Raw genomic sequence first — 21,396 nt, 5'->3', positions numbered from 1 at the left:
ATGTTAAGATATTGTGTAATGTTGATCCATAAATAATGGATTACCCATTGCAAAACGACCTTAAGGTGGTTATTGCGGCGGGGCTCACCTCTTCCCATCCCGAACAGAGAAGTTAAGCCCGCCTGCGCAGATGGTACTGCAGTTATGTGGGAGAGTATGTCGTCGCCTTTCTTTAGAAAAGCCTGTCTGAAAAGACAGGCTTTTTTGTTTTTATAGCATCGAAGTGTTTGTCTAAGGGCTCGGTTCGACGTATTTGTTTAATCTGGACCTGTTTTAGATTCTGTAAAACCCTCTATCCAATCGGATAGAGGGTTTTTTTGATTGGAATCATTAAATCTGAAGCTTATTCTGATGTTTTCAAGCAAGTAGGTTTGAAGTTTAATTTGTATTTTTACGACCTATATAAAGTATATTATGAAAAAATTAATTTTATTTTTTGCATTTATTAGTATTGCAAATGTTTATGCGCAAGAGCGCCCTAAATTAGTCATCGGAATTGTTGTGGATCAAATGAAAATGGAATATTTATATCGTTTTTCGGATGATTTTACCAGCAATGGGTTTAAGCGATTGATGAACAACGGCTATACCTTTCAAAATATGCATTATAATTATATGCCTACTTATACTGCGCCGGGACATGCTTCTATTTATACAGGAGCAACTCCTTCGATACATGGAATTGTTGGTAACGAATGGTTCAGCAGGACTTTAGGAAAAGAAGTATATTGTACGGATGACGCTTCGGTAAAAACCATCGGAAACGGAACTAAAGAGGAAGGGGAAATGTCTCCTAAAAATTTACAGAGTACTACAATTACCGATGAATTGCGTTTGGCTACCAATTTTAAAGGAAAAGTTATCGGATTGAGCATTAAGGACCGTGGTGCTATATTGCCGGCAGGACATTTTGCCAATTGGGCTTTTTGGTATAGCAAAACAGGAGATTTTGTTTCCAGTACTTTCTACGGCGAAAAGTTGCCTGATTGGGTTACAAAATTCAATTCTGAAAAAAGATACATGCCATATATTAATAAAGGATGGGATTTGTATAAATCGAAAGATACTTATAATGAGAGTTTAGCGGATGATAATCCTTATGAAGGCAAATTATACAATAGTGCTGCTCCAGTTTTTCCATATAATTTAAAAGAAATGTATGCTAAAAATGATGCTGGGGTATTGAGATCGACACCTTTTGGGAACGATCTTGTGGCTGAATTTGCGATGAAAGCTATTGAAATGGAAGAATTAGGTAAAGATAATGTTACAGATTTTTTAGCTGTTAGTTTTTCTTCTACAGATTATATTGGGCACTTATTAGGACCGCGTTCTATGGAGTTGCAGGATACTTATTTAAGACTGGATCAAACCATAGCAGATTTTTTAGTTTATCTTGATAAAAAAGTAGGCAAGGATAATTACCTGCTTTTCCTAACCGCAGATCATGCTGGAGCTGAAAACGTTAATTTTCTAAAAGATAATAAGTATGGTGTGAGGAGTGTGAGTCCAAGAGATATTAGATCAAATTTAAAAGATTTCTCAGTGAAGACTTTTGGAGCTGACTTAATTTTGAATTATTCGAGTTTCAATTTGTTTTTTAATAAAGAGACAATCAAAAATAAGAATCTTGATTTGTGTACCGTTAAAGCAGCTTTTAAAGCCTATTTAATGTCTCAGGATTATGTAAAGAAAGTATATACCGAAGAAGAGATTTTGAATTCTACCGGTAATGATTATTTTTTGAATTTTGTTGTAAAAGGATATGATGTTACTCAAAATGGAGATCTTGTTATTTTAGACAAACCGGGTTATATTGAGTATTCAGGTACAGGAACTTCTCATGGCACACCTTACAGTTATGATACGCATGTGCCTGCTATTTTCTATGGCTGGCATATTAAAAAAGGAGAATCCTACCATAAAAAGAATATCACAGAAATAGCACCTACGCTTGCCCAAAAATTGAAAATTACATTCCCAAATGGAACAGAAGCCAATGTTTTGGAAGAAGTTTTGAAAGACTAAAACATACTAATTTTGATAAAAAAAATCCCGTAAATAAATTTTACGGGATTTTTTTGTTTTTTGATAATTTTTGGTTTTAAACACTAATTAAATTAGAAATAATTACTTCTGTACCTTCAGTATAATTGCTGTTGAAATGAACAGTTACATCATTTCTTTCTGCTAATTTTTTTACTAGATTTAATCCAATACCGGTTCCAGATTCTCCTCTGGATGTTCTGCCAAGTGTGTAAAACATACCGAAAACCTTTTCGTGTTGATTTTCTGGTATTCCTGGACCATTATCGCTTATTGATATTGTTTTTTGATTTTCAGAATATGTGATGCTTATCTCTGTAATATCTTTATCATTATACTTAATAGCGTTTGATAATAAATTTTGGATTATTTGTTTAAATGCAACCGGTTGAAATAAAACAGAATGATTTAAGTTTTCTTTGTTTATTTTGATGCTATTATCGGTATCGATAAGTTTAATTATTGCGTTTATTTCGGTTAAAATATGAATGCTCTCTTTGCCTTCATTATTTTCAACATTTTTTGAATAATGCAGCAAATCGTCAATTAATTTTGACATATCCATTGCCGACGTTTTTACCATTTCAAATAAATCGGTTGCTTCCTCTTTTAGATCCAATATATGTTCTTCCTCAATAAAATCAATTAATGATTTTATATTGTTTAATGGAGTTTTTAAATCGTGAGCAATTATATGTGCAAATTGTTCTAATTCACGATTTTTTACCAAAAGCTTCTCGTTTAATGCTTTTAATTGTTGATCGTAATCCCATATTTTTAGAAAAGAGTCTACTTTTTTCCTTGTAACTTCAGTAATTAGAGGTTTAAATAGAAAGTCTATAGCACCTAAATCGTAGGCTTTATTGATATATTTGGGTTCATCGCTTATGGCGGTAACAAAAATAGTAGGAATGTTTGCCGTATCTGGATGTTGTTTTACTATTTCAACAAATTCATAACCATCCATTTCAGGCATTTGAACATCGACTAAAATAAGTGAAATTTTTTCTTTGAGTAATATTTGCAATCCTTGATGTGCAGATTCACAGGTTATTATTTCTCTATTAGGATGCTCAAGCATGCTTTTTAAAGCAATCAGGTTGGCAGGTTTGTCATCAATCAATAAGAGTGTATGCGTTTTAGCAGTATTCATTATTTAATATGTTTATGATATTTGTGGTATTTAATTCTTTATGATATTTGTATAAATTTTTAGCAGCTTTTGGCATCATGTCAAATTCGGCTTCTTCGAGGTCTTGTATAATGCTGATCCCATTATTTTCTGCAATAAATTTTAACCCTTCGGCTCCATCATTATTTGATCCGGATAATAGTATACCGCAGCATTTTTCTTTTAATACTGTAGAGAAAGATTCAAAAGTTACATCAATTGATGGTCGGCTATAATTGACAAGTTCAGAAACATCTAATGAAAAAGTCCTATTTTCTTCCAATAGTAAATGGTAATTTGAAGGAGCTGTATATATTATTCCGTTTTTAATAATTTCTTTGTCTTCTACTTCTTTTACGATATAGTGGGTATTGTTCTGTAAAATTTCCTCAAATGATGATTCTGAGTTTTTTAATCGATGTAAAACAATTACAATTGGTACACAAACGCGCTTATCCAATCCTTTTAGTATGGATAATATTGTATTAAAGGAACCCGCTGATCCACCAATGATAATCATATCTAGATTATTTTATTTTTTGATAAATTTTTTCATTTCGATCTATTTCCTTAAAATTTTCAAAGACGCTACTAAAACGCAAAGACTCTTTTTTCCCCAAAGCCAGAAAACCATGAATAGGTAAGCTGTCGTAGAATAATTTTAAAACCTTGTTTTGTAATTCATCATTAAAATAAATTAAAACGTTTCTGCAAAGAATCAATTGACATTCTTTGAAAACCCCATCAGTAACCAAATTATGATTTGTAAACAATATGTTTTTTTTCAAATCAGAATTGATTATCGAATTTTTTTCGTCAGAAATAAAATAATCTTTTAAAGACGCTTGTCCGCCACATTCAAAATAATTTCTCGAATAATCTTTAAAATTGATATTCGAATAAATGCCTTTTTTTGATTTTTCTATTGCATTCGAACTGATATCTGTTGCGTATAGCCTTGTTTTATCATACATTCCTTTTTCTTTCAACATTATGGCTAAAGAATAGGTTTCTTCGCCAAATGAACAACCCGCACTCCAAATATTTATTTTTGGATAGCTATCAAGATACGGAAAAATATTTTTAGACAAAGACATATAAAAACTCGGGTCCCTGAAAAACTCACTTACATTAACTACAATTTCATTTATGAAATCCTTAAAAATTTGGGGGTTATTTATTAATTCAAATTTTAAATCGACTACAGTTTTCATGGAATTAATTTCCATAAAACGATTAATTCGTCTGAGCATTGATGCTTTCGAATATTCGCGAAAATCATAATCGAATTGTTTCTGAATGGTTAAAAGTAATTCATCAAGGTCATTAAAATCAATCATTTGTATATCCAGATGCTAATTAATGAAATAAGCTTTTGTATGTCTATCGGTTTTGATTGGTAATCAGAAGCTCCGGCTTTTATAATTTCGTCTCGATCTCCTTTCATCGCTTTTGCTGTTAGGGCAATGATTGGCAAATCTCTCCATTTGATGTTTTCTCTAATTTTTCTCGTTGCTTCAAATCCGTCCATTTCGGGCATCATAATATCCATCAGTACGATGTCAACGTTTGAATTGCCTTCAAGGGCTTTTAAGGCTTCAACTCCATTAAAAGCGGTTGATATTATAGCTCCTTTGCTCGTTAATGCGGCTGATAAGGCATAAATGTTTCTAATGTCGTCATCTACAATTAAGATGTTTTTGTTCTTTAGAATTTCACCTCCTGATAAATTCGGCGCATTTTTATATTTCAAATCTTCTGTAGATTCAATTTTATTTAAGAAGAGTAAAAGTTCATCTTTTAATCTTTCAGTTGCATCGTTTGTTTTGATAACAATACTATCTACATTTTTTTCGAGCTCCAATTGGTCTTCATCAGAAAGCATTTTTCCAGTATTAACAATGATTTTAATGTCCTTGTTTTTGGATAATTTTTTTAATTCTGAAACAGCTTTGATATTGTTAGAATCAGGTAAACTCAAGTCAATTATGGCACAATCTATTTCGTCGTTTTTTAAAATATTTTCAGCTTCAAATCGCGAATGTGCTTGCAGACAGATTACATTTTTATCACTGGAATGTACCAATTCTTTTATTGAATAATTCAGTTTTACATCGTCTTCTACGATAAGCACTTTTTTATAAATCGAATTGATTTGTTTGTCAATGGATTGAAAAGCATTTTTTAATTTCTTTGGAGTGATTGGTTTCACTAAAAAATCAAAGGCTCCCATTTCTTTTGCAAGCTTTTCTCTTTTCATTCCAGACATTACATGAACAGGAATATGCTGTAATTCAGGGTCTTCTTTTAACCATTTTAAGACTGTCCAACCGTCTATTCCTGGTAATTTCATGTCTAGAATTATGGCTTTTGGGCTATATTTCTTTGCATACTGGAATCCAGTTTCTCCTTGATGCGCTATAATCGCTTTAAAACCATTGTCATGAGCAACCTGGAGCAAAACTTCGGCAAAAGAAGCATCATCTTCTATGATTAAAATGGTTTTATCGTCAATGTCAGCTTTATTTCTGTCGTCTTTAATGTTTGCGGCCAGATCGACAAATTCTTTATCTGAATTAGGGTATTCAGTTTCTATCGCTGGCTCTTCTTCTTTAATGATGCTCTCTTTAATTTCAATTTGGTTAGCATTTTTAGATTTATAGTTTATTGGAACAAAAACACTAAAAGTACTTCCATTATTTAATTCACTTTTGAGCGATACTTCTCCGCCCAATAAAATTGCCAATTCTTTGGATATAAATAAACCTAAACCTGTACCGCCATATTTTCGGCTTGTAGAGCTGTCAGCTTGCTGGAAAGTTTGAAATAGTTTTTTCTTGTTTTCCTCCGAAATTCCAATTCCGTTGTCTTTAATATGAATTGCTAAAATTTCATCATTAGCTAATGAAGCTAGCGATGACGTTAGATATTCTTGTTTTTTAGCTCCGGAATCAAAGGTTAGCGAGACTTTTCCGCTATTAGGCGTGAATTTTAAAGCATTAGATAAAAAGTTTTTAAGGATTTGTTCAATTTTCCCAATATCGGTATTGATTTTTCTTGGGCAATTCTCTGTAATGACCGTTTTGAAGTCAATTTCCTTTTTCTCCATCTGAACTCTAAACAGGCTGTCCATGTCCGAAAAGACTCTTTCAATCACGGTTTCTTCTGGGTATATTTCAACTTTGCCTGATTCTATTTTAGAAATATCTAATATATCGGTTATTAAATTCAGCAAATCCTTGCCCGAAGAGTTAATTACGGATAAATTGTCGATCTGAGAATTGGATAAATTCCCGTTTACATTTTCTTTCAAAAGATCCGAAAGAATTAGGATACTGTTTAATGGTGTTCTTAGCTCATGCGACATGTTTGCCAAGAATTCCGATTTGTATTTACTGGCTTGGGCTATTTCCTCCGATTTGACATTGAGTTCTTCTTGAGCAATTATTAGGTCACTATTTTTAATTTCTATTTCATAGTTTTTATTTTCAAGTTCCCTTCCTTTTTCTTCTAAATACGCATTGGTTTGTTCTAATTCTGCCGCCTGGTTTTTTAATTCTTCTTCTGATTGTTGCAGTAATAGGGTATGTTTGTTGAGTTCTTCATTATTTTGTCTCAGTTCCTCTTCTTGAACTTGTAAGATGTTGTTTTTGCGGTTGATTTCAACGACCGAAAGCCTCAACTCTTCATTGCGAATGAATACCTCTATGGCACTTCCGATAGAGTCTGTCAGGGTGTTTAGTAATTTTTTATCGGCATCATTGAAGTTTTCAAGCGATCCAATTTCGATTACACCAATTACCTCATTTTTGTAGGATATAGGTGTTAATAAAACATTGTATAAAGGAGATTTTCCAAGTGATGACGAAATAAAGGAATAGCTATTTTCTAAATTATTAAAGCACTTTTGTTCGTTATTTTTGAAAACTTCACCAACTAATCCTTCACCAATTTGGATTGTTTTTGGGGTATCTTGATTATCGGCATAGCTGCCTATTTTTATTAATTCATTTTTATTTTCAATATAATCGGTTGTATAAAAAACAGCTTGACAACCATTGGTTTGATTAATTAAAATACTGCATAAATTATTACCAAACTCATTTAAGTCTTTAGAATCAATGATTGATTTATTTACCTGAATAATATTTTTTTCTAATAAACTATTTTCATTTGATTCATCATTAAATTTTTTCAACTCCAAAGACATGTTGTTTAAAGAGTCATTAAGCGTGTCCGAAAGACTTCTTAGCTCAATAGTGTCGCCATAATTCCCCGAACTGATTTTAGCAGATAAATCAATTTGCTCTTTTATTGCCTTAATAAGATCCTTCAATGAATTGTTGATAGAATAGAATTCGGCATTTCCGGAAAGTTTATGGTCATTAAATTCAATTTTGCCCAATGCAATTTTATTGATCAACCTAGAAACACTTTTAAGTGTGTTTGAAGTATTGTTGATTAGTTTAAAAAATAAAAGGAAATTGATTAGTAATAATATGATTAATAAGGTGATTGTTAAAACTACAGAAGTAAATGTTTCTTGTTTTTTTTGTACACCATAACTAATGATATAGTTTAGGTTGTCTTCTTCTAATTTATTAAATCTTACAACAATAAGAGATGACATTTTCCACCATTTTTCTGCTGTTATATCATTAGTTTCATTATTGAAGATTACTTCTGAGGTGGCTAAAAAAGATTTAAATTCGTCAGTCTTTTTATATTTAATAATTTCATTATTTATTTCAGTAAGCCCGTAATTAATCAATCTAAAGTCAATGTTTTGATCAATTATCATGGCTTCTTTATAAACACCTTCTAATCGAGTTTCGACAGTTTTTTTTGATATTTTATCAAGTAAACTGCCTCGCATCAAGGTTGTTGCTATTTTTGAATCGATATAACAATTAAAGTTATTAGCGAGCAAGGTAAATTCTGGAATTTGACAATTTATAATTTGATTTTCAATTATATTGTCTAAAATAAAAATTATAGATGTGTATTGATTAAATATTTCTTCAGTAGAAATAGTCTTGTCTTCAATATCAGATCGTACTTTTTTTAAAATGCCTTTGGCAATATTTAAACTTTTATTTATTGTTGAATCGGTTGTTTTAAAGTTCAAAAACCATTCGGTTGTTTCCTTAGCTTTATAATCAAATTCAATTTTTCGGGTTGTATCAAATGATGAAAACTGATAAGAACCTCTTTCATCACTTATTAAATTTATACCTTTTGATAAATTTGCAATGTTATTTATGTTTTGCAAACTATAATCAATTTTAGTGTATTTATTGTAAGCGTTTTGACTGTTTGTAAAGGTCAAATACAATAATCCCGAAACGGGAATCAGAAGAATCAGAATTAGCTGAGTTTTTATAGATAGGTTTTTCCACATAGGTTTTTGGGGCTTTGGCTGGTAAAAATAGCAAAATAATTTTTGCAGAATGAAATTCATTTTGAATAATTCATAATGCATTGTATGCTATGTTTTTAGCTTTTAGTTTTGATTCTTTTTTTTACTGGAAGATATAATATTCAATAAAAAAAGCCACCCTAATAATCAGGATGGCTTTTAAATTTCAAAAGTTATTTTTAACTTTTAGTCAATTTATTTTTGAGCTTTGATTGATTGCACATATTCAGTCAATTTTTTTCCATAAAGAGAATTTGCCACTTTAGGAGTCATTGATTTTTGAATGGTATCCAAGTACTTGATATTAATATCGTAAATCTCAGAAAGAGCAATATATGGCGCTACATCATAATCTTTGTTGTTGATTGCAAAGTTAGTTGCAAACAAATATTTTCGTTTAATGTTAGAATCTTGCTTTGCAGCTAAACTATCAATGGCTTTGGTATTATTGCTTTTGATGGCCTTGAATTTTTGTTCAATTAAAGTTAGGTTTTCATCCTGGAAACGAGAGTTTATTTTTCTGTATTCTTCAAATAATTCTTGGTTTTTTGATCCTGTTATTTTTGCACCCGAGATGTAAGTATCTAGATTGGTGTCGATATTTATAGTTCCTGGTTCAGCAAAAAAAGAGATGTTATTATCTAGCGAGTTGGTTACTCCTCTGTCCAGAAATAAATATAACATTTCAGGCGATTTTAATTCAATATTGCTTTCAAAAGCAGAATTGCCGTCAATTTTAATACTGTCGATAGCTACAAGTGTGGTATCAACAACTCTTTGTATGTATAAGGTTCCTTTTTTTAAACCTTTAATATTTCCGGTAATGTGTAGATTGTCTTTTGGTTCAGTTTTGTTACAGGATGATATTAAAATAAGTGTAACGAATGCAAGTATTGATTTTTTCATTGGTAGGTTTATATTTTGGCGCAAAATAAAGAAAATTGTTGGAATGATTTTATAAAGGATTAAAATTTCACAAAAAAAGCCCCCAATCTATTTCTAAAATTGGGGCTTCTTAAGTAATTTTTAAATTTAGGCTTTAAGCCAAGCTTCTTTTAGTTTTGTTTTAGAGGCATCCGTCGATTTAAGACCTGCTTTTTCTTCGTAAGGTAATTTTACTTTTCCTTTGATGATTTGCTCCTTGCCATTGCGCTTTATTTTTAAGGTTATGGCATCATTTTCTTTCCAATTTTGGCTTGCGCCAATCATCTCATAAATATTAACAAGCGAATAGGCTTTGTCATTTATGGATAGTAAAATATCATCGGCTTTTAGCCCTAAATTGGTGTAGAAATTATTTAGTTCTATATCAGGAATTACACTGATTTCTTTGGTTTGAGGATTTACTGTTATATATGGAGATTGTCCTTTCAGAAAAACATTAGTCGCTACTTTTTCGGTTGTATTAGTTACTCCAACTTTTGCCAAATAAGTAGCATATGGAATTGCTGTTGTTCCGGCTACATAAGTGTTCAAAAATTCACCAACTTCTGGGTAGCTTATTGAAGTAATTTTGGTAAAAAGCTCTTTGTCTTCAAAAGGTTTTGCCACGCCATATTCACTTGATAATTTTTGCATCAAATCAAGGATTCCTTTTTCTCCATTGCTTTTTTCTCTAATGATGATATCCAAACACATGCCAATAAGCGCTCCTTTTTCGTACACGTTTAAATATTGGTCTTTGTATGGTTTTTCTAAGACATTGGCGCTCATTGTTGTAAATGGCATGCTGTCATTCATGGTATTAGCCTTGGCTATTTTTTCAGCCATACGGTTGAGGAAATTATCTTCGGTAATTAATCCTTGGTTTATTTGAAAAAGATTGGCGAAATATTCCGTAACTCCTTCATACATCCATAAATGTTCAGACATTTTTGGATTGTTGTAATCAAAATCTTGAATTTCTTTAGAATGGATTGTCAAAGGTGTCAGAATATGGAAAAATTCATGAGAAACTACGTCCATCATCGATTTTACTAATTCTTCTTTTGGCATCATTTCAGGCAGGACTACTGTTGTTGCTGTAGGATGTTCTAAGGCACCGAATCCTTTGGCATCATTTTCTTGCATGGTTGATAAGTACAATAAAACGCTGTATTTTTTTGTAGCATCTATTTTTCCCAAAAAAGTCTTTTGGGCAGTCATCATTGTTTTCATTTCAGGAGTAATACTCTCAGCGGTTACTTTGCCCGAGGGAGAATAAACTGCGATTTGTATTTCCATTCCATCAACGGCGAAAGTGGTGTAATCTGGTTTGGCATACATAATAGGGTTTTCAACTAATTCGGCATAACGAGCTGTTACAAATTTGTCATTTGTGTCACTTGAATCTAAATCAGTCATCGAAGTGGCTCCCCAAAGTGTTGCCGGATGAGTAATAGTTACTTGATAAGGAATTGACATTTTATTTGTAAAATATCCTACGAAACAATGGGTGTTAAGCATGATATTTTTACCGGCATCGATATTTGAACCAGCTGGAGAAAAAATTTCGCCATCTCCAAAATCTTTCCCGGTTTCGGTGTCAAAAGAATCATTTACCCGATAGGTGATTTTGTCCAAAGTTTTTGCATTGGCAATAGACCACGAATTAACATCTGTTTTGTTTACATTTAGTAATTCTCCTTTTTTGTTATAGGCTTTCAGATCTTCAATATACTTTCCGTAATTGTCCTCTGAATAGGTTCCGGGAACCGTTTTAGGAATATGATAGGTAATTTCATCAGTCAATATCGATGGAGCATTTACCGTAACTAGGACTTTATCATCAATTATTTCATTCAAATTAATGTTGACCAGAACTTGTTCTTCTTTTTGAGTGATAGCTGAAGTTGAAGCTGTTTTACAACTCCAAAAAACAGATGCGAATGCAAATGCAAAAAGTATTTTTTTCATTTTTTAGTTTTTTATTTTAGCTATAGGTATTTTATGTATTGTTACAGACTATAATGATTTAATAAAAAGATTGATTGTACTCACTAATTTTTCTGAGACGAATAAATTTGGATCATTGTAGGACTTCATGTTTTCGGTATCATCACCTTTAATTTCTTTAAAAACGTGATTCATGTCTTCAATAACGACAAGTTTTGCTTCGGGTTTTGTCTTTTTTAATAGTTCGGCTTCCAAAACCTTTACTTGCAAATCCTTGGTTCCGTTAATTAATAGCATAGGAATTTGCAGTTTTTTAATTTCGTTTTGCGGATCGTATTTTATCCAGGAAATCATATAAGGTTGTACACTTTCCCTGAAAATTGAAGCCAACATTTGATTTTTTAGTTCAAATGTTTTTCCGCTTTTCAGGATTTCAAAATCTTTTTCTACTTCTTCTTTTAGAAAAGGAGCCTGTTTTTCTATCTGTTCAACTACAACTGCATCAATTGTTCTTCCGGCTCCTGCCAATGAGATATAGGCATCGGCATTTCCGTTCGCGGCGACCATTCCCACTAATGCGCCTTCGCTATGGCCGGCAATTATAATTTTGTTGTATTTTTTTTGATTTTTAAAGAAGGTCAAGATGTCTTTGGCATCTTTTATAAAATCATCAAGTGAAAGCGACTTTTCATCCACGGTTCCGGCTGCCATTTGGGCAATAATCCTTTTGTCATAACTAAAAGTTGCAATGTCGTTTTTTGCCAAATCTTCGGATAAATATTTCAAAGAATTGTTAATCATTCCTTTTTGATTCCCATCTCTGTCAGTAGGGCCGGAACCTGCAATTAGAATGACAAGATTCGTTTTTTTATTTTCTTTTAAAGGAGAATATAAAGTTCCCTTTAGTAGGGGATTGATCGTTATCTCTTTTTTTTCCTGAGAAAAACAAAGTGTTGAAAGTAAAATTAAGAATGAGAATAATGATTTTTTCATTGTTTATCTTTTATTTTAGCTATTAGTCTTCTTAAGTCTAAATATGTTACAATCCAATCTAGTATCGGGTAGGATTGGCCAAATTGTTTATACAAAAAAACTCCTGGATTACAGGAGTTTCACTTTTAGTCTAATTTGTTTTTTATGTAATATTTGCCATCCAAATCTTCATCAAAATCATCTATTTTAACGGGTTTTGGTTTTGGTTTATTTGCTGTAGCTTTCTTTTTCCACATTTCAAATTTTTCAGCTGGCATCTTCTTTTTCATAATCTCTAGAACCTCCTTTTCGACCAAACCAAATTCCTTTTTAATGATTTCAAAAGGATTTTTTTCCTCTAAGGCCAATGTAACAAGTTTTTCTGTTTGTTCCCAGTTTAATTCTTTGCGGCTACTCTTTTTCATCACGTGAAAATTAATTCTAATAGTTTTTAATGATTAATATAATTGATTCTAAAATAGATACCAATATTAATAAAAAAAGTAATTACTTCTTATCAAAAAGACGTTTTTTTTTAGTGTTTAATTTCTTTAAAACGATGTTGTTTCTGAAACGGTATTTTTAATAAATTTTTTAGCCGATTGTGCTCTTCAATCTTCATGTGAGTGTCTATTCCATAAATGATTTCTTCTTTTGGAAGTACCATAAATGTTCCGAAAAGGCGGTCCCAAACAGAGAAAATATTTCCATAATTACTGTCTGTGTAAGGAAGTTTATAATGATGATGTACTTTGTGCATGTCTGGAGACACGATAAAATAGCTCAGTAAAGTATCCAGTTTTTTGGGAATAGAGATGTTGGCATGATTGAATTGGGTTGCAATGACAGAAAGGGTTTGGTATAAAAAAACCATCCACATAGGGCTTCCCACAATTAAAACGCCCAAAGCTGTAAACGCAAACCGGATGATGCTTTCGCCGGGATGATGCCTGTTGGCCGAAGTGGTGTCGATCCAAGTGTCGGTATGATGGATCAGGTGAAAACGCCATAATATTTTTGCTTTGTGTTGTATCAGATGCACCAGATATGCACCTATTAAATCTAATAAAAGCAATCCGATTAATGTGTAAATCCATAAAGGCATTGGCGGAAGCCATTGTAAAATTCCAAACTCATTGGCAATTGTCCAATCGGCAGATTTCAGTAAAATAAAAGCTAAACAGAAATTGACTAGGATGGTTGTGAAGGTCAAGAAAATATTAATACTGGCATGATGCCATTTTTTGTAACCAAAATTAAAAAGCGGGAAGGCATTCTCAATTAACCAAAAAATAGTGATACCAGCAACCAGAATCAAGCTTCTATGAGAAGGTGGTATGGTGGAAAAATAAGAAACAATTTCGTTCATAAGCATGAAGTATTTATTTCAAATATAATAATTTTTGAATACAAAAAATTACTTTATCAGCCTGAAGGTGAGGTTTATTCTAGAGTCGATGGGTTTGGTCGTTTTCGGAATTTGATGTTTCCAAAAATGCTGTGTTGTTCCTTTCATTAGTAATAAACTTCCGTGTTCTAGAACGATATTTTTTTTCTGGTCTTTTTGGGTATTGTGTTTCAATTGAAAAATGCGTTCGGCACCAAAGCTTAAAGATGCTATTACCGGATTTATTCCTAATTCTTTTTCATTGTCTGCATGCCAACCGTTGCTGTCTTTTCCATCGCGATAGTAATTGAGTAAAACGCTGGTAAAGCTTACATCGGCCACAGTTTCGACTTTTGATTTTATCTTTTGCAAAAGAAAACTCCAAGGATGCGGCTGCATTTTTATATTCGAATAAGAGTACGATTTTTCCTGATTTCCATGCAAAGCGGTTAATCTGGGCTGTAGATGTTTTTTGCCATAAACGGTAATTTCGTCATGTTGCCAAGGAATAGAATTCATTAATTCGGCATAAATTTCATCAGCCTCCTTTTTGTCAAAAAAAGCAGGATAATAGATGATTTCCGCATCTGGCAGATTGAGAAATATCGTTTGCGATTGAAAGAGTGAATTCATTTTGCAAAAATAAAGAGAAAAAAGAAGCGAATATTGCTTCTTTTTTCTCTTTAAATTAAAATATTATTTTTAAGGATTATACTTTTTTGACCAAACTAATAATGAATAGTAAAATCCAAGCTCCGCATGCGGCAATTATAATTTGCCAAAGCAAACCTCCTCCGCCAATGCCGAGTTTGCCGGCAATCCAGCCACCAAAAATTCCTCCCAAAATCCCAACAATGATGTTGCCAAAAATTCCAAAACCAGCACCTTTCCAAAGTTGACCTGCAAGCCAACCAGAAATTGCCCCAATGAGTAAGAAATACAAAAAGTTCATAATTTTAATGTTTTAATGGTTAGTAATTTAGTTTGTAGTAAAGTAATCAATTATGATTCTGAATTATTCTGTAGGATATTTTTATATATAATTCCGGCAGCAATTGCTCCTAGAATAGGGGCAAACCAAAACAGCCAAACTTGAGATAGAGGTTCGCCGCCAACAAATAATGCCTGTGATAACGATCTTGCCGGATTTACGGATGTATTGGTGATAGGAATACTAATCAAATGAATAAGTGTAAGTGCCAGACCAATTGCGATACCTGCAAATTTTCCGTTGGCAAATTTATCTGTTGCTCCAAGGATTACTAATAAGAAGAATAGGGTCAGTACAAACTCGGCTATAAATGCAGATTCCATAGAATAGCCTTCGGGTGAAAAAGCGTCAAAACCATTAGAAGCAAATGCTCCTGCTTTGGCATTGTCTATTATAAAACCAGTTTTTCCCGAGGCAATGGCGTATAGAGTTCCTGCTGCGGCAATGGCACCAATACATTGTGCAATGATATAAGGTAATAAGTCCTTGATGGGAAATCTTCCTCCAGCACATAATCCGAAAGAAACGGCAGGGTTAAAGTGTCCTCCAGAAATATGTCCCACTGCATAAGCCATGGTCAGAACTGTCAGGCCAAAGGCAAGGGCAACTCCCATAAATCCTATTCCTAAATTAGGAATTCCAGCAGCAAAAATAGCACTACCACAACCACCAAATACCAGCCAATATGTACCGAAAAATTCTGCAAATAATTTTTTCATAATAGATTTAATTAAGGGTTAAGGTTAATTGCAAGGGCAGGTTTAAGAGTAGGATCCATTTAGGGGTTCCTATTTTTGTTTTTTCATTGGGGAGTATATAAATTTGGCTTGGGGAAACGGCAATTAGTAAAGCTGTTATTCCGCAAGCTGCATATTTTGAAAAAACAGGAATAGACAGCATTATGGCCAAAAAAAATTTGGCAAAGAGACTTATCGAATTTAATAATTTAGAATTCGGGAAATAAGGGGGAATGATTTTTAAATAAAGACTTGGGATTCTGAAATGGCTTATCCTTGCTTTGATATAAGCGAAAGCCATTGTGTATAAATGCCAAGGTAAATTCATGACGAATGAGTTATTCATTACGAATTTAATAAATAATTAACAAAAAACGTGTTTTTGTGTTAATTATTTTTTTGAAAATTTAACATTCATAATTATAATTGCTAGAATAATCAAAACAATTCCAAACCATTGGATGCTATTTACGTTTTCATCCAGAAGAGAATAAGCCATCATCACCGAAACAGGAAGTTCAAGTGCAGAGACAATGCTCCCCAATCCGATTCCGGTAAGTGGGAAACCGGCATTCAAAAGCATGGGAGGGATTATGGTTCCAAATAGAGCCAAAATAATTCCCCATTTTAGGAAGATTTCAAAGTTGAATGGGGTAGTTTGTGTGACTATGGCAAATGAAAACACAATTACGGCACCACCAAGAAGCATATACAGGCTGCGTTGTGCCGAAGAAATTCCCAGAGCAACACGATTTGCGGTAAACATAGTTGTGGTAAATGATGCCGCTGCCAAAAATCCCCACATGATGCCACGCCAGTCTAGTTGTATTTCATTATTGATTAAATTGGTAGCTAAAACGGTCCCGACTAAAACGATAACTACCGAAATGATTTTTTGGGTAGAAGGGATTTTTTTCTCTAAAATCATTTCCAGTAAAACTCCCATCCAAACCGTTTGCATCAATAAGACGATACCTATGGAAACAGGAATGTATTTTACGGCCAAATAATAAAAAAGACTGGTCATTCCCAAAGAAGTTCCCGCCAACATCAAATGAAAAATATTTTGTTTAGATGCTTTTAGGGATGCATTTTTGTTTTTTACCTTTTGAATTAGATTCAAAATCAAGATTCCTATAATTCCATATATAAATTGAGAAGTGGTGACTTCGGCCGTGGTAAAACCTTCGTCGTAAGCCATTTTTACAAAAGTAGCCAACATTCCATAACTAGTTGCACCCAGTCCTACTAAGAAAACTCCTTTTAATACGTTGTTCTTTGTCATTTCTTCAATTTTAAAAAGCGGGCAAAGATAGCGCTTTAAGTCTTGATTTGCTTATTTTTAATTTTTATAAAAGACGAAATCATGATTTGTGTTCTTTCAAAATTGAAATAAAAAAAACCTGCAAAGTTTAATTTGCAGGTTTTTAATGTGATTTTGAAAATGTTATTTGATCATCTCAAAACTTCTTTTCACGAAAGCAGTCAAAGCTTCTCCTTTTAATAGGTTTTGCGATAGTCTAGCTAAGTCAAGTGCCTGTTTTACCAAGTGCTCTTGATTTGACTTGTCTTCGGTATTCAGGATGGTCGTTGCCAATGGAGAATTAGTGTTTACCACTAAATTGTACATTTCCGGCATATTTCCCATTCCAAACATTCCGCCGCCGCCAGACTGGCTCATTTCTTTCATTCTGCGCATGAATTCCGGTTGCGTGATGATAAATGGAGCAGCTTGGCTGTCCATAGCTTCCAACTGGACAGAATAATTTTGTTTTGGAACAATGGTTTCTAAGACCGTTTTCAGATTGGTTTGTTCTTCTTCCGATAATTTAGAAATAACAGTGTCTTCTTTTTTGATTAAATTATCAATGTGATCTGAATCGACACGAACGAAAGTTAAATTGGTATTATCAGACTCTAATTTTTGAATCAGGTGAGAGATAATCGGTGAATCTAATAATAAAACTTCGTATCCTTTGTCTTTTGCAATTTCTATATAAGAGTGTTGCGTTTCTTTATTTCCGGCATATAAGACAATTAGTTTTCCGTCTTTGTCGGTTTGATTTGCAGCAAATTTTTCTTTTAATTCTTCTAAAGTGAAAAATTTGTCATCAACTGTTGGGTACAAGACAAAAGCACCGGCTTTTTCGTAGAATTTATCTTCAGAAAGCATTCCGTATTCTAAAACGATTTTGATGTCGTTCCATTTTTTCTCAAAATCTTCACGGTTTTCAGTGAATAATGATTTTAGTTTGTCGGCAACTTTACGAGTAATATAGTTTGAAATTTTCTTTACAGCTGCATCAGCTTGCAATCCAGAACGAGAAACATTCAAAGGAATATCTGGTGAATCTACAACACCTTTTAGCATCATCAAAAATTCAGGTACGATTCCTTCCACATTATCCGTTACGTATACCTGATTTTGGTACAATTGAATTTTATCTTTCTGGATTTGCATGTCAGACCCCAGTTTTGGGAAGTACAGAATTCCGGTAAGGTTGAACGGGTAATCAACATTTAAATGAATGTGGAATAAAGGTTCTTCAAATTGCATAGGATACAATTCGTGGTAGAAAGTTTTATAGTCTTCATCCGTTAATTCCGTTGGTTGTTTTGTCCAAGCTGGATTTGGATTGTTGATGAAATTGTCAATTTCAACAGTTTCATTCACGTAATCTTCAGGAGCATCTTCCGGTTTAGGAAGCGTTTCTGTTTTTGTTCCAAATTTAATTGGGATAGGCATGAACTTATTGTACTTGTTCAATAAACCGCTGATTTTAGAATCTTCTAAGAATTCTAATGAATCTTCGGCGATATGCAAAATAATTTCGGTTCCGCGAGTCGTTTTTTCTGCCGGTTCCAAGGTAAACTCAGGACTTCCGTCACAGGTCCAATGAGCTGCTGGTTCGTCTTTGAAAGATTTAGTGATAATTTCTACTTTGGAAGCAACCATAAAAGCAGAGTAGAAACCAAGACCGAAATGTCCGATAATTCCGGAATCTTTGGCAGAATCTTTATATTTTTCTAAAAATTCTTCAGCACCTGAGAAAGCCAATTGGTTGATGTATTTTTCAACTTCTTCGGCAGTCATACCAATTCCTTGATCAATGATGTGCAATTTTTTGCCTTCTTTGTCAATTTTTACTTCAAGAATTGGGTTTCCATATTCTACTTTGGCTTCGCCAATATTCGTAAGATGTTTTAATTTTAATGTTGCATCGGTCCCATTAGAAATCAATTCACGTAAAAAAATCTCGTGATCACTGTATAGGAACTTTTTGATTAATGGGAAGATGTTTTCTACCGAAACATTAATTTTTCCAGTTGTCATATTTAAATTTTTTATAGGGTTTTACAATCAGGTCAAGTACTTTCAAATAGAATACCAATTAAGAGGCGAGTGACAAATTGTCGTAACTGCTAATTTTGAAACAAAATAATTGAATATTAAAACATTTTCAGTTTGTAGGATTGTATCTTTGTACTAGTTTAATTAATAAAATGATATAAAAATGAAAAAGATGATTTTTTTGGCAACAATAGCCTTGGTGTTGTTTTCGTGCAAAACGACTTCAGTTACTAACACGAAATTAGATAGACCATCGGAAGTTGCGATGAAGGGAAACTGGGTGATTAGTTCAGTGACTTATTCAGGGTCACAGTATATCAAAGTGAATTCGTTTGAGATTGCTGATTCACAATGTTTTGAAGGGAGTACTTGGAAGTTTGTTTCAAACAACAATAAAGGAAACATGGCTTTGACAAAAGCGGGTTGTAGTTCATTTAGCTCACCAATCACTTGGTTTGTAAATAAAGATGGTCAATTTGTATTGAAAGTACTTGATGCGGGAATAAAAGCTAAAAAAGTTAGAGAAGGTTACGTACTTATGGTTGCAAACCAAACAGAGAGTTCTTTTCAGTTGATTGATAGAATTGATGTAGCAGGAAAAATGACCGATGTGGTTTACCAATTTCAAAAAGCAAATTAATTAAAATAAAAAACAGAATTATGAAAAAGATTTCAATAATAGCATTGGCTCTAATGATGACAGCCGGTACACTTTTTACAAGTTGTGAAGCAGTAAAAAACACAAATAACACACAAAGAGGAGCCGGAATAGGAGCTGTAGGTGGCGCTGTAATAGGCGGTATTCTTGGAAACAACCTTGGAAAAGGTGGAAAAGGAGCGTTGGGCGCAGTTCTTGGTGGCGTTGTTGGTGGTGTTGCAGGTGGTGTGATTGGTAATAAAATGGACAAACAAGCCAGACAAATTGATCAGGTTCTTCCAGGTGCCGATGTAAAACGTGTAGGTGAGGGAATTCAATTGGTTTTAAACGAAAATGCAGTGCGTTTTGATACTAGCAAATCAACATTGACAGCTGGAGCAAAAGCAAATTTAGATAAATTAGTTGCTGTATTTCAAGAATATCCTGATACTGATATTACTATATTTGGATATACTGATAGTACAGGTAAAGCGGATTATAATTTAAAACTTTCGGGCGAAAGAGCAGCATCAGTTAGAAGCTATTTAGTCGCTAAAGGAATTGCTTCTAGCAGATTTAAAGTAACGGGAATGGGAATTGCTGATCCAATTGCTTCAAATGAAACTGTTGAAGGAAGAAGCCAAAACCGTCGTGTTGAATTTGCTATTACCGCAAATGCTAAGATGCAGGAAGATGCTAAAAAAGAAGCAGGAAATTAATAAAACAAATTGTTTTTATATACAGAAAGCCGTTTCGTTATTATGACGAAACGGCTTTCTTTTTTTATATAAATTATGATTTCACTAAATGATTATTGTTTCAGACAATCTATATTTGCAGACTCAAATTTCATTATTACAAGATGCTTCAAGTTCAAAATATTTCTTTTGGTTATACCGAAAAAAAGGTAGTTCATAATATTAATTTCACGATAGGAAAAGGGCAAAATATTGCTGTAATTGGAGAAAGCGGATGTGGAAAAAGCACGCTTTTGAAACTGATTTACGGTTTGTATGATTTAGATCAAGGGCATATATTTTGGGGCGAAACCGAAGTGTTAGGGCCAAATTTTAATTTGGTTCCCGGAATGCCTTTTATCAAATATTTATCCCAAGATTTCGATTTAATGCCCTACATAACGGTTGCGGAGAATGTGGGTAAGTTTTTGACCAATGTCTTTCCTGAAAAGAAAAAAGAGAGAATCAACGAATTATTGGAGATTGTTGAAATGACCGATTTTGCTGATGTAAAAGCAAAATATTTGAGTGGAGGTCAGCAGCAACGTGTTGCTCTTGCACGCGTATTGGCTTTAGAACCCGAAATATTATTACTGGACGAACCTTTTAGCCATATTGATAATTTTAGGAAAAATGCACTTAGACGAAATTTGTTTGCCTATTTAAAATCTCAGGAAATTACTTGTATTGTCGCCACCCATGATAGTACGGATGCGCTTTCCTTTGCTGATGAAACCATTGTTTTGCAAAACGGAATTATCGTTGATAAGGCCGATTCTTATAGTTTGTACAATAATCCTATTAATAAATATGTAGCTTCTCTTTTTGGAGAAGTCAATGAATTGAGATTATCGCAATTGGTTCCAGTTGACGGAGAAGATGAAATTGTTTTGTTGTATCCGCACCAGCTTAAATTGGTTGATAATGGTTTGATGAAAGTAGTTGCTAAGCAATCCTATTTTAAAGGAAGTCATTATTTGATTAAAGCTGTTTTTGATCGGAAAGTGATTTTCTTTGAACATGATAAGCCATTGGAATTAAATCAGGAAGTCACCTTGATGATATCCTAATAA

Annotated in this window: 19 protein-coding genes and 1 rRNA gene; 5 read left to right on the top strand and 15 right to left on the bottom strand. The window is 33.1% G+C overall.

Annotated elements, in window-relative coordinates; translation table 11 throughout:
- Nucleotides 1-61: 61 nt before the first annotated feature.
- Nucleotides 62-171, top strand: a 5S ribosomal RNA gene (rrf, locus tag ACMDB5_RS01260).
- 243 nt (nt 172-414) lie between these two features.
- Nucleotides 415-2,028 carry an alkaline phosphatase PafA gene (pafA, locus tag ACMDB5_RS01255; protein WP_413999232.1) on the top strand — a complete coding sequence of 538 codons (1,614 nt, stop codon included), beginning with the start codon at nt 415-417 and terminating at the stop codon, nt 2,026-2,028.
- A 76-nt stretch (nt 2,029-2,104) separates the two neighbouring features.
- Here pafA and ACMDB5_RS01250 read toward each other — a convergent pair whose 3' ends face one another.
- The 15 genes from ACMDB5_RS01250 to htpG all read right to left on the bottom strand — a co-directional run bounded on the left by ACMDB5_RS01250 (nt 2,105) and on the right by htpG (nt 18,931).
- Nucleotides 2,105-3,199, bottom strand: a complete 1,095-nt coding sequence (locus tag ACMDB5_RS01250; protein WP_413999231.1) for a sensor histidine kinase — start codon at nt 3,197-3,199, stop codon at nt 2,105-2,107.
- Nucleotides 3,186-3,737 (bottom strand): chemotaxis protein CheB, encoded by a 552-nt coding sequence (locus ACMDB5_RS01245; protein ID WP_413999230.1) that lies wholly within the window; start codon nt 3,735-3,737, stop codon nt 3,186-3,188. Before ACMDB5_RS01245 ends, ACMDB5_RS01250 begins: the two co-directional genes overlap by 14 nt.
- A gap of 7 nt (nt 3,738-3,744) precedes the next feature.
- A complete protein-coding gene (locus ACMDB5_RS01240; protein WP_413999229.1) occupies nt 3,745-4,557 on the bottom strand; it encodes a CheR family methyltransferase in 813 nt (270 codons plus the stop codon).
- Nucleotides 4,554-8,618 carry a response regulator gene (locus ACMDB5_RS01235; protein WP_413999228.1) on the bottom strand — a complete coding sequence of 1,355 codons (4,065 nt, stop codon included), beginning with the start codon at nt 8,616-8,618 and terminating at the stop codon, nt 4,554-4,556. Before ACMDB5_RS01235 ends, ACMDB5_RS01240 begins: the two co-directional genes overlap by 4 nt.
- 213 nt (nt 8,619-8,831) lie before the next feature.
- Entirely contained in the window at nt 8,832-9,542 is a 711-nt protein-coding gene (locus tag ACMDB5_RS01230; protein WP_413999227.1) for a DUF4369 domain-containing protein, read from the bottom strand.
- A gap of 126 nt (nt 9,543-9,668) precedes the next feature.
- Nucleotides 9,669-11,531 carry a peptidase M61 gene (locus ACMDB5_RS01225; RefSeq protein WP_413999226.1) on the bottom strand — a complete coding sequence of 621 codons (1,863 nt, stop codon included), beginning with the start codon at nt 11,529-11,531 and terminating at the stop codon, nt 9,669-9,671.
- 48 nt (nt 11,532-11,579) lie between these two features.
- Nucleotides 11,580-12,503: an alpha/beta hydrolase family protein gene (locus tag ACMDB5_RS01220; RefSeq protein WP_413999225.1), complete on the bottom strand. Its 924-nt coding sequence runs from the start codon at nt 12,501-12,503 to the stop codon at nt 11,580-11,582.
- 125 nt (nt 12,504-12,628) lie between these two features.
- Nucleotides 12,629-12,907, bottom strand: coding sequence for a DUF2805 domain-containing protein (locus ACMDB5_RS01215; protein WP_413999224.1), 279 nt, complete (start codon nt 12,905-12,907; stop codon nt 12,629-12,631).
- Nucleotides 12,908-13,017: 110 nt separating this feature from the next.
- Complete coding sequence (locus ACMDB5_RS01210; protein ID WP_413999223.1) at nt 13,018-13,851, bottom strand: sterol desaturase family protein; 834 nt, start codon at nt 13,849-13,851, stop codon at nt 13,018-13,020.
- Between the two features lie 48 nt (nt 13,852-13,899).
- The gene (locus tag ACMDB5_RS01205) at nt 13,900-14,502 is read right to left on the bottom strand and encodes an alpha-ketoglutarate-dependent dioxygenase AlkB family protein (protein WP_413999222.1); all 603 of its coding nucleotides are present in this window, start codon (nt 14,500-14,502) and stop codon (nt 13,900-13,902) included.
- A gap of 76 nt (nt 14,503-14,578) precedes the next feature.
- Nucleotides 14,579-14,821, bottom strand: a complete 243-nt coding sequence (locus ACMDB5_RS01200; RefSeq protein WP_413999221.1) for a GlsB/YeaQ/YmgE family stress response membrane protein — start codon at nt 14,819-14,821, stop codon at nt 14,579-14,581.
- Between the two features lie 50 nt (nt 14,822-14,871).
- Nucleotides 14,872-15,579, bottom strand: a complete 708-nt coding sequence (gene aqpZ, locus ACMDB5_RS01195) for an aquaporin Z (protein WP_413999220.1) — start codon at nt 15,577-15,579, stop codon at nt 14,872-14,874.
- Nucleotides 15,580-15,586: 7 nt separating this feature from the next.
- The gene (locus ACMDB5_RS01190) at nt 15,587-15,943 is read right to left on the bottom strand and encodes a DoxX family protein (RefSeq protein WP_413999219.1); all 357 of its coding nucleotides are present in this window, start codon (nt 15,941-15,943) and stop codon (nt 15,587-15,589) included.
- Between the two features lie 45 nt (nt 15,944-15,988).
- Nucleotides 15,989-16,882, bottom strand: a complete 894-nt coding sequence (locus tag ACMDB5_RS01185) for an EamA family transporter (protein WP_413999218.1) — start codon at nt 16,880-16,882, stop codon at nt 15,989-15,991.
- Nucleotides 16,883-17,044: 162 nt separating this feature from the next.
- Nucleotides 17,045-18,931: a molecular chaperone HtpG gene (gene htpG, locus ACMDB5_RS01180; RefSeq protein ID WP_413999217.1), complete on the bottom strand. Its 1,887-nt coding sequence runs from the start codon at nt 18,929-18,931 to the stop codon at nt 17,045-17,047.
- A gap of 181 nt (nt 18,932-19,112) precedes the next feature.
- Here htpG and ACMDB5_RS01175 point away from each other — a divergent pair, with 181 nt between their 5' ends.
- The 3 genes from ACMDB5_RS01175 to ACMDB5_RS01165 all read left to right on the top strand — a co-directional run bounded on the left by ACMDB5_RS01175 (nt 19,113) and on the right by ACMDB5_RS01165 (nt 21,393).
- Nucleotides 19,113-19,589 (top strand): lipocalin family protein, encoded by a 477-nt coding sequence (locus ACMDB5_RS01175; RefSeq protein ID WP_413999216.1) that lies wholly within the window; start codon nt 19,113-19,115, stop codon nt 19,587-19,589.
- A 20-nt stretch (nt 19,590-19,609) separates the two neighbouring features.
- Nucleotides 19,610-20,305: an OmpA family protein gene (locus ACMDB5_RS01170; RefSeq protein ID WP_413999215.1), complete on the top strand. Its 696-nt coding sequence runs from the start codon at nt 19,610-19,612 to the stop codon at nt 20,303-20,305.
- Nucleotides 20,306-20,448: 143 nt separating this feature from the next.
- Nucleotides 20,449-21,393: an ABC transporter ATP-binding protein gene (locus tag ACMDB5_RS01165; protein WP_413999214.1), complete on the top strand. Its 945-nt coding sequence runs from the start codon at nt 20,449-20,451 to the stop codon at nt 21,391-21,393.
- Nucleotides 21,394-21,396 lie beyond the last annotated feature (3 nt).

Source organism: Flavobacterium sp. W1B (assembly GCF_047344965.1).
GTDB lineage: Bacteria > Bacteroidota > Bacteroidia > Flavobacteriales > Flavobacteriaceae > Flavobacterium.
The sequence above is the reverse complement of the archived record's forward strand: the minus strand, read 5'-3'. Positions and strand labels throughout refer to the sequence as shown.

Bases quoted from the DNA above. Each gene is read 5' to 3' on its own strand.
- pafA (WP_413999232.1), top strand. From the start codon at position 415: ATGAAAAAATTAATTTTATTTTTTGCATTTATTAGTATTGCAAATGTT.
- ACMDB5_RS01250 (WP_413999231.1), bottom strand. From the start codon at position 3,199: ATGAATACTGCTAAAACGCATACACTCTTATTGATTGATGACAAACCT.
- ACMDB5_RS01245 (WP_413999230.1), bottom strand. From the start codon at position 3,737: ATGATTATCATTGGTGGATCAGCGGGTTCCTTTAATACAATATTATCC.
- ACMDB5_RS01240 (WP_413999229.1), bottom strand. From the start codon at position 4,557: ATGATTGATTTTAATGACCTTGATGAATTACTTTTAACCATTCAGAAA.
- ACMDB5_RS01235 (WP_413999228.1), bottom strand. From the start codon at position 8,618: ATGTGGAAAAACCTATCTATAAAAACTCAGCTAATTCTGATTCTTCTG.
- ACMDB5_RS01230 (WP_413999227.1), bottom strand. From the start codon at position 9,542: ATGAAAAAATCAATACTTGCATTCGTTACACTTATTTTAATATCATCC.
- ACMDB5_RS01225 (WP_413999226.1), bottom strand. From the start codon at position 11,531: ATGAAAAAAATACTTTTTGCATTTGCATTCGCATCTGTTTTTTGGAGT.
- ACMDB5_RS01220 (WP_413999225.1), bottom strand. From the start codon at position 12,503: ATGAAAAAATCATTATTCTCATTCTTAATTTTACTTTCAACACTTTGT.
- ACMDB5_RS01215 (WP_413999224.1), bottom strand. From the start codon at position 12,907: ATGAAAAAGAGTAGCCGCAAAGAATTAAACTGGGAACAAACAGAAAAA.
- ACMDB5_RS01210 (WP_413999223.1), bottom strand. From the start codon at position 13,851: ATGAACGAAATTGTTTCTTATTTTTCCACCATACCACCTTCTCATAGA.
- ACMDB5_RS01205 (WP_413999222.1), bottom strand. From the start codon at position 14,502: ATGAATTCACTCTTTCAATCGCAAACGATATTTCTCAATCTGCCAGAT.
- ACMDB5_RS01200 (WP_413999221.1), bottom strand. From the start codon at position 14,821: ATGAACTTTTTGTATTTCTTACTCATTGGGGCAATTTCTGGTTGGCTT.
- aqpZ (WP_413999220.1), bottom strand. From the start codon at position 15,579: ATGAAAAAATTATTTGCAGAATTTTTCGGTACATATTGGCTGGTATTT.
- ACMDB5_RS01190 (WP_413999219.1), bottom strand. From the start codon at position 15,943: ATGAATAACTCATTCGTCATGAATTTACCTTGGCATTTATACACAATG.
- ACMDB5_RS01185 (WP_413999218.1), bottom strand. From the start codon at position 16,882: ATGACAAAGAACAACGTATTAAAAGGAGTTTTCTTAGTAGGACTGGGT.
- htpG (WP_413999217.1), bottom strand. From the start codon at position 18,931: ATGACAACTGGAAAAATTAATGTTTCGGTAGAAAACATCTTCCCATTA.
- ACMDB5_RS01175 (WP_413999216.1), top strand. From the start codon at position 19,113: ATGAAAAAGATGATTTTTTTGGCAACAATAGCCTTGGTGTTGTTTTCG.
- ACMDB5_RS01170 (WP_413999215.1), top strand. From the start codon at position 19,610: ATGAAAAAGATTTCAATAATAGCATTGGCTCTAATGATGACAGCCGGT.
- ACMDB5_RS01165 (WP_413999214.1), top strand. From the start codon at position 20,449: ATGCTTCAAGTTCAAAATATTTCTTTTGGTTATACCGAAAAAAAGGTA.